This window comes from Rhodococcus ruber, assembly GCF_027270735.1.
Taxonomy (GTDB): Bacteria; Actinomycetota; Actinomycetes; order Mycobacteriales; family Mycobacteriaceae; genus Rhodococcoides; species Rhodococcoides rubrum_A.
The window spans coordinates 1-11,822 of sequence record NZ_JAPWIJ010000010.1 but is presented as its reverse complement, the minus strand read 5'-3'; the positions used below and the strand labels follow the sequence as shown (position 1 = coordinate 11,822).

Sequence of the window (11,822 nt, the reverse complement as noted above, 5' to 3'; positions counted from 1 at the left end):
TGTCGAGACCGGAGTGGGGCGCGGCTTCGGTCCCGACAGGAGGGTCAGATGCGCCTGCGCCGTTCCTGAGCCTCGAGCAGAGTCGTCAACTCGGGCGCGGGCATCGCGGCGTCGACGGCGCGCGCGAGAAGTTCGGCCTGCGTCTCGCCCGCGAGGCCGGTCGTCGGTCGGTCGCGATCGAGGTTGGTGGGGAATGCGTATCCCTCGGCCGACGCCGCGATGACGTTCCCGACGAACGCTGCGCTGCTGCTCGACGCCATCCGAAGCAGAGACGGATAGATGGCCTCGACGATGGCCTTGCGGTCGACGGTGTCGATCGCGCGACCGAATGCAGACGACACCTGCAACAAATTCGCTATGCGGCGAATGCCTGTCGAGGTGTTGTGTCCGGCAGCATGGAACAGTGCCGGATTGAAGAAGACGGCGTCGCCGACGCGAAGTGGCAGTTGAATGTAGTTCTGCGCGAAGTACTCTCGAAACTCGGGCAGATTGAAAGCGATGTAGCCCGGTTCGTACCGCTGTGAGAACGGTAAGTACATGGTCGGCCCGCTCTCGATCGGCATGTCGCAATGCGCGACGGCTCCCTGCAGAGTCAGGGCGGGCGACAGTCGGTGCACGTGTGCCGGGAATTCAGCGGCGGTGTCGACAGACATGAATCCCAGGTGGTAGTCACGGTGAGGATTCTGGGCTCGACCGCCCGGGTTGACGACATTGATCGAGGATGTCACCTGGTACATCGGTCCCAACCAGGCCTGCGACACCAACGCAAGTACGTCGTTGGAGTAGTACGTCGAGAACACCTCTGGTCGATCGACAGCCAGCTTCTGCAATGCAGACCAGACGCGATCGTTGGTACCTGGTTTCGCGAAGTGGTCGCCCGAGTTCATTCCTGCGGCGTGCTGGCCGGCGATGGTGTCCATGAAGTAGTCGGTGGCCTCGCCCATACCGTGGGCTTCGGTGAACGCGCCCTCGAACACGACGATGCCGGGCCCGGTGAGCAGAGCCTGAGCGAGCTCGTTCTGTATCGCCTCGCGAGTGGGGGCGTCGAGGCCCTCGACCGAGCGGGCGTCGTAGATCAGGACGTTCTCACGCACGCTCGTTGCATGAGGATAGTTCGCGAGGTCGACTTGCTCCGATACCGATTCGCGGAACAGATCGATGTCGCAGTCGTCTTTTCCGAGCCGTCCGGTCCAGGTTGTGCTCGTGTAGGTGGTCATTGACGAAGTCCTCTCGATGGCTGGATGCAAAGTCCGACCTCGAGCCTGATCCCTTTCGACCTGGGAATCAACCCTCGAATTCCATCAGAAACACCTCATCCGGGGTGCGCGGCGAGATCGAATCCCGCGGGGCAGGCACTCCGATGGAACGAGAAAGCCCCCATGCAGACTGTCTGCATGGGGGCCACTGTGGTTCCCGACCGGGAACCGACGATCAGCGGGCGAAGAGCAACGCGCGCTTGACTTCCTGGATTGCCTTGGTCACCTGGATACCGCGGGGGCATGCGTCGGTGCAGTTGAAGGTGGTGCGGCACCGCCACACACCTTCGACGTCGTTGAGGATGTCCAGACGTTCGGTTGCACCCTCGTCACGGCTGTCGAAGATGAACCGGTGTGCATTGACGATCGCAGCGGGGCCGAAGTAGCTGCCGTCGCTCCAGAACACCGGGCACGAGGTGGTGCAGCACGCGCACAGAATGCACTTGGTGGTGTCGTCGAACCGGGCGCGGTCCGCGGCGGACTGGATCCGCTCACGAGTCGGCTCGTTGCCCGTCGTCATCAGGAACGGCTTCACGGCGCGGAACGCGTCGAAGAAGGGCTCCATGTCGACGATGAGGTCCTTCTCCACCGGCAAGCCCTTGATGGGCTCGATGGTGATGTTGAGCGTCTTCGACGAGTCCTTGGGGAGCATGTCGCGCATCAGCACCTTGCAGGCGAGACGGTTGACGCCGTTGATGCGCATCGCATCGCTGCCGCACACTCCGTGTGCGCACGAACGCCGGAACGTCAGCGTGCCGTCCAGGTAGCCCTTGACGTACAGCAACAGGTTGAGCAAGCGGTCGGTCTCCAGGGTGGGCACCTGGAAGGTGTCCCATCGCTGTCCGTCTCCGCTTTCGGGATTGAAGCGCGCGATCTTGAGGTTCACCATCACCGCGCCTTCGGGCACGGGTGGCAGCTCGGACTCGGACTTCTTGTCCAGGGTGGGTGCGCTCATGTCAGTACTTCCGCTCCATCGGCTCGTAGCGGGTTTGGATTACCGGCTTGTAATCCAAGCGGATATCGGTGAGCAGACCTTCGCCTTCTTTGTAGGCCATGGTGTGCTTCATGTACTCGGCGTCGTTGCGCTCGGGGTAGTCCTCGCGAGCGTGACCGCCGCGCGATTCCTTCCGGTTGAGTGCGCCGACGACCGTGACCTCCGCCATTTCGAGCAGGAAGCCGAGTTCGATGGCCTCGAGCAGGTCGCTGTTGTAGCGCTTGCCCTTGTCCTCGACGGTGATCTTGTTGTACCGCTCCTTGAGGGCACGGACATCCTTGAGCGCCGTCTCCAGGCGCTCCTCGGTGCGGAACACCGATGCATTGTTGTCCATGGACTGCTGCATCTCGGTACGGATGTCGGCCGCGCGCTCGTGACCGTGGTCCGACAGGATGAGCTCGAGCCAGTCCTGCACCATCTTGGCCGGCTCCTCCGGGAGCGGGGTGAAGTCGACCGAGTTGGCGTACTCCGCCGCGGCGATTCCTGCCCGACGCCCGAACACGTTGATGTCGAGCAGCGAGTTGGTGCCGAGGCGGTTGGCTCCGTGCACGGACACGCAGGCACATTCACCGGCGGCGTACAGGCCGGGAACGATATCGGTGTTGTTGCGGAGAACTTCACCGTGAATCTTGGTGGGGATGCCACCCATGACGTAGTGGCACGTCGGATAGACGGGCACCGGCTCCTTGACGGGGTCGACGCCGAGGTAGGTGCGCGAGAACTCCATGATGTCGGGGAGTTTTTCGTCGAGCACTTCCTCGGGGATGTGCGTGACGTCGATGTAGACGTAGTCCTTGTTGGGGCCACCGCCGCGACCTTCGAGCACCTCGAGCACCATCGAGCGTGCGACGATGTCGCGGGGCGCGAGGTCCTTGATGGTCGGTGCATAGCGCTCCATGAAGCGCTCACCCGACTCGTTGCGCAGGATGCCGCCTTCGCCTCGGACAGCCTCGGAGATGAGAATGCCCAGGCCCGCCAGACCTGTCGGGTGGAACTGGTGGAACTCCATGTCCTCCAAGGGAAGACCCTTGCGGAACACGATGCTCATCCCGTCACCGGTGAGGGTGTGGGCGTTGGACGTGGTCTTGTAGATCCGGCCCGAACCGCCCGTGGCGAAGATGATCGACTTCGCGTGGAAGATGTGCAGCTCACCGGTGGACAGCTCGTAGGCGATGATTCCGGTCGCGACGGGACCGTCGTCGGTTTCGGTCAGACACAGATCGAGTGCGTAGAACTCGTTGTAGAACTCGACGTCGTGCTTGACGCAGTTCTGGTAGAGCGTCTGCAGAATCATGTGGCCGGTGCGGTCGGCTGCGTAGCAGGCACGGCGAACCGGTGCCTTGCCGTGGTCGCGGGTGTGGCCTCCGAACCGTCGCTGATCGATCTTGCCCTCGGGCGTCCGGTTGAACGGAAGACCCATCTTCTCGAGGTCGAGAACGGCGTCGATTGCTTCCTTGGCCATGATCTCCACGGCGTCCTGGTCGGCGAGGTAGTCGCCGCCCTTGACGGTGTCGAACGTGTGCCACTCCCAGTTGTCTTCCTCCACGTTCGCCAGAGCGGCGCACATGCCGCCCTGGGCTGCACCGGTGTGCGAACGAGTGGGGTAGAGCTTGGTCAGTACGGCGGTGCGAGCGCGGGGTCCGGCTTCGATCGCAGCACGCATACCGGCACCGCCTGCGCCGACGATCAGTACGTCGTAACGATGTTCCTGCATGTAAGCGTCAGTGTCCTTAGCTCGCCGAGATGTTGGGATCGAACGTGAAGATGACGTAGGTGCCGACGCCCATGATCAGGATCATCGACAGCACCAGCAGCGTGGTCAGCCAGAATCGCGTCGAATCCTTGCGGGAGTAGTCCGCGATGATCGTGCGCAGGCCGTTGCCGCCGTGGAGCTGAGCGAGCCACAGCATCGTCAGATCCCAGAACTGCCAGAACGGGCTGGCCCAACGACCGGCGACGAAGGCGAAGTTGATGCGGTGCACGCCGTCGTCGAGCATCAGCATGATGAACATGTGTCCCAGCACGAGCACGACGAGTGCCAGACCCGAGAAGCGCATGAACAGCCACGCGTAGAGCTCGAAGTTGCCCTTGCTCTGCCTACGCGGTGAACGCGGGTTGGCCAAGCTGGCCGGACGGTCGTAGTTCGTGCCGAGGACCTTTGCCTCGGGACCGTGCGTCGACATCAGTGACCACCCGCCGTGAACATGTTGTAGAAGATTCGTCCCGCGCCGGGGATCATGACGACGAGCCAGACGACTGCGATGACCCACAGCATCGGCTTCTGGTACTGCGGTCCCTTGGACCAGAAGTCGACCAGCATCACCCGAATGCCGTTCAGTGCGTGATACAGCACTGCGGCAACGAGGCCGAGTTCCATCAGGCCGACGAGCGGGGTCTTGTAGGTCTCGATGATGGCGTCGTACGTTTCGGGGTTGACCCGAACCATCGCCGTGTCGAGGACGTGGACGAACAAGAAGAAGAACGTCAACACGCCAGTGATGCGGTGCAGAACCCAGGACCACATGCCCGGGTCCCCGCGGTACAGAGACCGCTTGCGCTCCTTGACCGGAGCGACTTCCGTCGTGCTACTCATCGAGTGCAATGCCTCCAACGTCGTTGGTGGACGCTTCGAGCCCGGTGGCCGGTCTTGTCCTGGCTCGATTTGTCGCGATTCGGCCCTAGTGCTGGTTGTACTAGCCGCTTACTCGAAACTGTAAACCCATTCGAAACACGGAACTAATTCGACTCGAGGTTCGTACGGTGCCGAAATTCGGTGTTAGGTTTGCCTTCCCAATTCACAATCGAAGATCCGGGCAGATCTCTGCATCAATTCAGACGGCGTGATTGGATGGGTAGCCATGGACGAAATCGACTGGAATACGTTGCGCGACAATGCTCATGAGGCAATGCGACATGCCTACGCCCCGTACTCGAACTTTCCGGTCGGTGCGGCCGCTCTGGTGGACGACAATCGAATAGTCACCGGGTGCAATGTGGAAAATGTCTCATACGGTTTGGGGCTCTGCGCCGAATGCGGGTTGGTCTCGAACCTGCACTCGAGCGGCGGCGGCAGACTCGTGGCGTTCTCCTGCTGCGATTCTCGGCGTGAGATCCTGATGCCGTGCGGGCGATGCCGACAGTTGCTGTTCGAGTTCGGCGGCCCGGATCTGCTCGTCGACACCACCTCGGGACCGCGTCGACTGGCAGAGTTGCTTCCGGATGCATTCGGACCCGACAACCTCGACGAAGGACGCGTGAACAACCATGCCTGACGCCGTATCGATCATCAGCGCCAAGCGCGACGGTCGCGTTCTCGACGACGAGCAGATCGAGTGGGTGATTGCCGAGTTCACTCGCGGAACCGTCGCGCCGGAACAGATGTCGGCACTGGCGATGGCAATTCTGTTGCGCGGATTGTCCCGTCGGGAGCTGAGTACGTGGACCGGCGCGATGATCGCCTCGGGCACTCGCATGGATTTCTCGGCACTGCCGCTGCCCACCGTCGACAAGCACTCGACCGGCGGTGTCGGAGACAAGATCACGCTGCCGTTGGCTCCCCTCGTCGCTGCGTGCGGGGCAGCGGTGCCGCAACTGTCGGGGCGCGGCCTTGGACACACCGGCGGAACGCTCGACAAGCTCGAGTCCATCCCCGGTTGGCGAGCCGACCTCAGCGGTGAGGAGATGCATCGCGTCCTGGCCGATCCGTTGGTGGGTGCGGTCGTCTGCGCCGCCGGTGCCGATCTGGCTCCTGCCGACAAGAAGCTCTACGCCTTGCGCGACGTGACCGGAACCGTCGAGTCGATTCCGCTGATCGCCAGCTCGATCATGAGCAAGAAGATCGCCGAGGGCACCGGCGCACTCGTATTGGACGTGAAGGTCGGCGCCGGCGCGTTCATGAAGAACGTCGACGATGCGCGCGAACTCGCGACCGCAATGGTCGAGCTCGGAACCGATGCGGGTGTGCGCACTCTGGCGGTCCTGACGGCGATGGACACCCCGCTCGGGCTCACCGCAGGCAATGCACTCGAAGTGCAGGAGTCGGTCGAGGTACTTGCCGGAGGCGGCCCCTCCGACATCGTGGAGCTGACGATCACGCTGGCACGCACCATGCTCGGTGCGGCCGGGATCGAGGGCATCGATCCGGCCGACAAGCTCGCCGACGGGTCCGCCATGGACCGGTGGAAGGCGATGATCGCTGCGCAGGGCGGGGATCCCGACGCCGCGCTGCCCGTCGCCCGGGAGAGCCAGGAATTCACCGCGACGCAGGACGGCGTCGTGACCGGACTGGACGCGATGGGCGTCGGACTCGCAGCGTGGCGGCTGGGGGCAGGCCGAGAACGTCAGGGTGAGCCGGTGCAGAGCGCAGCAGGGGTGCGGCTGCACGCCAAGCCGGGGGATCGGGTGCGAGCCGGGGATCGGCTCGCAACCCTGTACACCGACACTCCCGAGCGTTTCGAGTACGCGCAGCAGGCACTCGACGGCAGCTGGGAAATCGGTGCCACGGCTGTCGAGCCGAGCCCCCTCGTCATCGACCGCATCGGTCGGTAACGAGCTCGGCCAGTAGCAGTCTCGGTCAGATCAGGTTCCCCGCCTCGGTCAATACACTGCGCAGAATCTGTTCCATCTCGTCGAACTCCTTCTGACCACAGATGAGTGGCGGAGCCAGCTGTACCACCGGATCGCCGCGATCGTCGGCGCGGCAGTACAGCCCTGCGTCGAACAGAGCCGTGGACAGGAACCCGCGGAGGATTCGTTCTGCTTCGGCATCGCTGAACGTTTCCTTCGTGTCTTTGTCCTTGACCAGTTCGATGCCGTAGAAGAACCCTTCGCCGCGCACGTCTCCGACGATCGGCAGATCGTGCAGTTTCTCGAGCGTCGAGCGAAACGCAGGTGCGTTGTCTGCGACGTGGGCGTTGATTCCCTCGCGCTCGAAGATGTCGAGATTGGCCATGGCCACTGCGGCGGAGACGGGGTGGCCGCCGAAGGTGTACCCGTGCGCGAAGCTGGACGTGCCGTCGTCGAACGGCTCGAACAGTCTGTCGGAGGCGATCATTGCGCCGATCGGGGAGTAGCCCGAGGTCAGTCCCTTGGCGCAGGTGATGATGTCCGGGACGTAGCCGAAGTCGTTGCACGCGAACATGGATCCGATCCGGCCGAACGCACAGATCACCTCGTCCGAGACCAAGAGGACGTCGTAGCGGTCGCAGATCTCGCGGACCCGCTCGAAGTATCCGGGCGGGGGCGGGAAGCAACCGCCGGCGTTCTGGACCGGCTCGAGGAACACCGCGGCCACCGAGTCGGGGCCCTCGAACTCGATGGCCTCGGCGATGCGATCGGCAGCCCAGATTCCGAACGCCTTCGGATCGGTGTCCAGGGGAGCGGGAGCGCGATAGATGTTGGTGTTGGGGACTCGGAACGCGCCCGGCGTCAACGGCTCGAAAGGCTCTTTGAGCGCGGGGATTCCGGTGATCGCGAGCGCGCCCTGTGGGGTGCCATGATAGGCGATGGCCCGCGAGATCACCTTGTGCTTACCGGGCTTGCCGACCTTCTTGAAGTATTGCTTGGCCAGCTTCCATGCGCTTTCGACGGCCTCGCCTCCGCCGGTGGTGAAGAAGACCCGGTTCAGGTCGCCGGGGGCGTACCCGGCGAGACGCTCGGCAAGTTCGATGGCCGGTTCGGTGACGTACGACCACAACGGGAAGAAGGCCAATTCCTTGGCCTGCTTGGCTGCCGCCTCGGCCAGTTCCTCGCGGCCGTGCCCCACCTGCACCACGAACAGGCCCGACAGTCCGTCGATGTAACTCTTGCCGTTCGAGTCCCAGATGGTCGAACCTTCACCGCGGGTGATGATCGGGGGTGTGACCCCGGCACCGTGGCGGGTGAAGTGGCCCCACAGGTGCTTGGCGGCGGAGGCGTCGAGCTCGGCTGTCGTTCGTGTCATCGTGTTCCCCAATTGTATTGCTGCTTGACGAGTTTGAGATAGACCAGGGTTTCGGTACTGGTGACGCCGTCCAGGCTGCGGATCTGCTTGTTGAGAATCTGCAGAAGCTGTTCGTCGTCCTCGCACACCACTTCGACGACGACGTCGAACGACCCTGCGGTCAGGACGACGTAGTCGATCGCGTCGATCGCCGACAGCTCCTCGGACAGCGCATAACTGTCTCCGGTGCACTTGATGCCGATCATGGCCTGCCGCTTGAAACCGACCTGTACCGGATCGGTCACCGCGACGATCTGCATGACGCCGGAGTCCGTCAGACGTTGAACGCGTTGGCGGACAGCGGCTTCCGAGAGGCCGACGGCTTTGCCGATCGCTGCGTACGAGCGTCGCCCGTCCTCCTGGAGTTGTTCGATGATCGCCTTGGAGACGTCGTCGAGTGCGATGGGTGGCTGCTCGGGCATGCGTCGATCTTGTCATTGTCGCGGTGGTGAACACAACCCTTCGACGATGAAATGCGTATCAATTGTGCATCCGAACGACAGAATCAGTTGTCGCAAGGCGCGAAACGGAGAGAATCAGTAGCTTCGACGGTACTGTGCAGGGATGGCGAACATTCCTGGTTGTTGGATCGACGGACGCGCGGTGGACGGTAGTGGTCAGCGATATGCCGTCGACGATCCCGCGACGGGGGCGGTCGTGGCCGAGGTCGGGCTGGCGACGACAGAGGACGTCGATTCGGCACTCGCACATGCCCGGTCGGCATTTCCGGAATGGTCCGGCGCAACGCCCGCGCAGCGCAGCGCGGTCCTGACGGAGTTGGCTCGGCTGGTTGCCGCCGATGCCGAGAACTTCGCAGCCGAGGAAGTGGCGCAGACCGGCAAAGCCGTGCGACTGGCACAGGAATTCGACGTGCCGGGCAGCGTCGACAACATCGAGTTCTTCGCCGGAGCCGCGCGGCACCTCGACGGCAAGGCCACCGCCGAGTACTCGGGTGAGCACACCTCGTCGATTCGGCGCGATGCCGTCGGAGTCGTCGGGTCGATCACCCCGTGGAACTATCCGTTGCAGATGGCGGTGTGGAAGGCAATTCCGGCACTGGCCGCAGGGTGCGCCATCGTGCTCAAGCCAAGCGAACTGACTCCGCTGACCACGCTGCGGCTGGCGCGCTTGGCCACAGAGGCAGGAGTTCCCGACGGCGTGTTCAACGTCGTGACCGGGACCGGAGAAGACGCCGGGGTCGCGCTGTCCTCGCACGATGGCCTGGATCTGATGACCTTCACCGGCTCGACCCCCGTCGGCAGGAGAGTCATGGCGCAGGCCGCCGTCCACGGCACCCGGGTGCAGCTAGAGCTCGGCGGCAAGGCCCCGCTGGTGGTCTTCGACGACGCGGATCTCGATGCCGCCATTCACGGTGCCGTTGCCGGATCCCTGATCAACGGTGGCCAGGACTGCACGGCGGCCACCCGCGCCATCGTCGCAGAATCCCTCTACGACGACTTCGTTGCCGGAGTGGCCGAGTTGATGGGTCGCGTCGTGATGGGAGACCCGACCGATCCGGCGACCGACATGGGTTCGTTGATCTCGATCGCTCATCGCGATCGTGTTGCGGCCATGGTGAATCGGGCTCGCGACACCGGAGCCAGGATCGTCACCGGTGGCCGCGTTCCTGAGGGCAGAGGTGCGTTCTACCCGCCGACATTGATCGCCGATGTGGGCGAGCAGGACGAAATCTATCGCGACGAGGTGTTCGGCCCGGTGCTCACGGTGTCGAAGCATCACGGCGACGACGATGCGATCCGGCGCGCGAACGACACTGCGTTCGGACTCGCCGCCTCCGCGTGGACCCGAGACGTGTACCGCGCAGGACGAGCGACGCGCGAGATCGCCGCCGGCTGTGTATGGATCAACGATCACATTCCGATCATCAGCGAGATGCCACACGGAGGATTCGGGGCTTCGGGCTTCGGCAAGGACATGTCGAGCTACTCGCTCGACGAGTACCTCACCGTCAAACACGTCATGACCGACATCACCGGTGTGGCTCGAAAGGCTTGGCATCGAACGGTGTTCGCGTCGGCCGATCCCGAAGCGCAGGAGGACGCCCGATGAGCGCATCATGGGCAACCGAACCCACCGAACGCGGTGTAGCCATGGTGGCGGGTGCCACGCCGGAGTCCTATTGGCTCGACCGTCCCGAACGGCCAGCTCCGCGTAGTCGGCACACCGGCTCGGCGGCAGCTGATCTGGTGATCGTCGGCGGCGGATTCACCGGCCTGTGGGCGGCGGTGCACGCCGCCGAAGAGAATCCCGACAGATCGATCGTGTTGCTCGAAGGCGATCGCATCGCGGAAGGGGCAACCGGTCGCAACGGCGGCTTCTGCGCGGCCAGCCTGACGCATGGCCTGGGCAACGGGCTCGACCGGTATGCCGACGAACTACCCGAGTTGCTGCGGATGGGCACGGAGACGCTGGACGCGATCTGCGCGACTGCGGAGAAGTACGGAATCGACGCCGACATCGAACGCACCGGCGAGCTCGACATCGCCAATTTCGACTGGCAGGTGGACGACCTGCGCGAGCTCGGCGACGAGGGTGCCCGCCTGTCGCAACCGATGGAATACCTCGACGCCGCTGCCGTGAAATCCAGGATCACCTCACCGATGGCGCGCGGCGCACTGTTCGATCCCGACGTGGCGATGATCGACCCTGCCAAACTGGCCTGGGGCCTGGCCGACGCGGCCGAGTCGCTCGGCGTACACATTCACGAGAACACCAAGGCGCTGTCGATCGACAAGTCCGGCAACGGTATCCGGGTGACAACAGGCTACGGAACCATCGAGGCGGGCAAGGTTCTGCTGGCCACCTCGGCATCGAAGTCGTTGCGGCGCAAGCTCCGCCACTGGATCGTGCCCGTGTGGGATTACGTCATCATGACCGAGCCGCTGAGTCCGTCGCAGCTCACCGACATCGGGTGGTCCGGCCGTGAAGGATTGGCCGACTCCGGCAACCGATTCCACTACTTCCGGTTGACAGCGGACGATCGCATCCTGTTCGGCGGGTGGGATGCGCACTACTTCTACGGTAGCGACACCGACCCGCGACGAACCCAATATCCCGAAGAGTTCGCATTGCTCGCCGAACACCTGCTGCAGATGTTCCCGAGCCTCGAAGGAATTCGCGCCACCCATGCCTGGGGCGGATCGATCGATACGTGCTCGCGGTTCAGTGCGTTCTGGGATCTCGGCATGAACGGACGGGTGGCGACGGTGGCCGGGTTCACCGGACTCGGAGTCGGCGCGTCCCACTTCGGAGCCCGCACCGCCCTCGACCTACTCGACGGCAAGGACACCGAACGAACGCGACTGAAGATGGTGCGCAGCATGCCGCTGCCGTTTCCACCCGAGCCCCTCAAATCGATCGGGATCAACATCACCCGCGCGGCATTCGCCCGAGCGGACCGCAACGGCGGAAAACGCGGCCTGTGGCTCAAGGGCATGGACGCGCTGGGTCTGGGCTTCGACAGCTGAGGGAGCGGCTGCGCCGCAGGTGCACGGAAACTCGTACTCTGCTACGAAGTTCCGCTCAGTGATACTGGAGTTGTTCGTCGAGGTGGAAGGTGTGACTCGTTTCC

At 63.7% G+C, this 11,822-nt stretch carries 11 protein-coding genes; 4 read left to right on the top strand and 7 right to left on the bottom strand.

Translation table 11 applies throughout. The annotated features are described in order from the left end of the window. Positions 1-44: 44 nt before the first annotated feature. From O4220_RS21535 to sdhC, 5 genes are all read right to left on the bottom strand, one after another. Positions 45-1,217, bottom strand: coding sequence for a phytanoyl-CoA dioxygenase family protein (locus O4220_RS21535; RefSeq protein ID WP_269607530.1), 1,173 nt, complete (start codon positions 1,215-1,217; stop codon positions 45-47). Between the two features lie 214 nt (positions 1,218-1,431). Then, complete coding sequence (locus O4220_RS21530) at positions 1,432-2,211, bottom strand: succinate dehydrogenase iron-sulfur subunit (protein ID WP_269607529.1); 780 nt, start codon at positions 2,209-2,211, stop codon at positions 1,432-1,434. Position 2,212: 1 nt separating this feature from the next. Beyond that, entirely contained in the window at positions 2,213-3,964 is a 1,752-nt protein-coding gene (gene sdhA, locus O4220_RS21525) for a succinate dehydrogenase flavoprotein subunit (protein WP_269607528.1), read from the bottom strand. A 16-nt stretch (positions 3,965-3,980) separates the two neighbouring features. Beyond that, entirely contained in the window at positions 3,981-4,433 is a 453-nt protein-coding gene (locus O4220_RS21520) for a succinate dehydrogenase hydrophobic membrane anchor subunit (RefSeq protein WP_094675682.1), read from the bottom strand. After that, a complete protein-coding gene (gene sdhC, locus O4220_RS21515) occupies positions 4,433-4,774 on the bottom strand; it encodes a succinate dehydrogenase, cytochrome b556 subunit (RefSeq protein ID WP_032378103.1) in 342 nt (113 codons plus the stop codon). The genes O4220_RS21520 and sdhC overlap by 1 nt, the downstream gene beginning before the upstream one ends. A 334-nt stretch (positions 4,775-5,108) precedes the next feature. Between sdhC and O4220_RS21510 the strand changes: the two genes are divergently transcribed. Both O4220_RS21510 and O4220_RS21505 read left to right on the top strand, forming a co-directional pair. Continuing rightward, positions 5,109-5,522 carry a cytidine deaminase gene (locus O4220_RS21510; RefSeq protein WP_037177115.1) on the top strand — a complete coding sequence of 138 codons (414 nt, stop codon included), beginning with the start codon at positions 5,109-5,111 and terminating at the stop codon, positions 5,520-5,522. Continuing rightward, a complete protein-coding gene (locus O4220_RS21505) occupies positions 5,515-6,798 on the top strand; it encodes a thymidine phosphorylase (RefSeq protein ID WP_269607527.1) in 1,284 nt (427 codons plus the stop codon). The genes O4220_RS21510 and O4220_RS21505 overlap by 8 nt, the downstream gene beginning before the upstream one ends. Before the next feature lie 25 nt (positions 6,799-6,823). Here the strand turns inward: O4220_RS21505 and O4220_RS21500 are convergent, their stop codons facing one another. Next, positions 6,824-8,191: an aspartate aminotransferase family protein gene (locus tag O4220_RS21500; RefSeq protein WP_269607526.1), complete on the bottom strand. Its 1,368-nt coding sequence runs from the start codon at positions 8,189-8,191 to the stop codon at positions 6,824-6,826. Continuing rightward, on the bottom strand, positions 8,188-8,652 hold the full coding sequence (locus tag O4220_RS21495) for an Lrp/AsnC family transcriptional regulator (RefSeq protein ID WP_032376836.1): 465 nt from the start codon (positions 8,650-8,652) through the stop codon (positions 8,188-8,190). Before O4220_RS21495 ends, O4220_RS21500 begins: the two co-directional genes overlap by 4 nt. A 142-nt stretch (positions 8,653-8,794) precedes the next feature. On the opposite strand from O4220_RS21495, the gene O4220_RS21490 reads away from it, so the two are divergent. After that, entirely contained in the window at positions 8,795-10,300 is a 1,506-nt protein-coding gene (locus tag O4220_RS21490; RefSeq protein WP_269607524.1) for a gamma-aminobutyraldehyde dehydrogenase, read from the top strand. After that, positions 10,297-11,718: an NAD(P)/FAD-dependent oxidoreductase gene (locus O4220_RS21485; protein ID WP_269607523.1), complete on the top strand. Its 1,422-nt coding sequence runs from the start codon at positions 10,297-10,299 to the stop codon at positions 11,716-11,718. Before O4220_RS21490 ends, O4220_RS21485 begins: the two co-directional genes overlap by 4 nt. Positions 11,719-11,822: the final 104 nt, after the last annotated feature.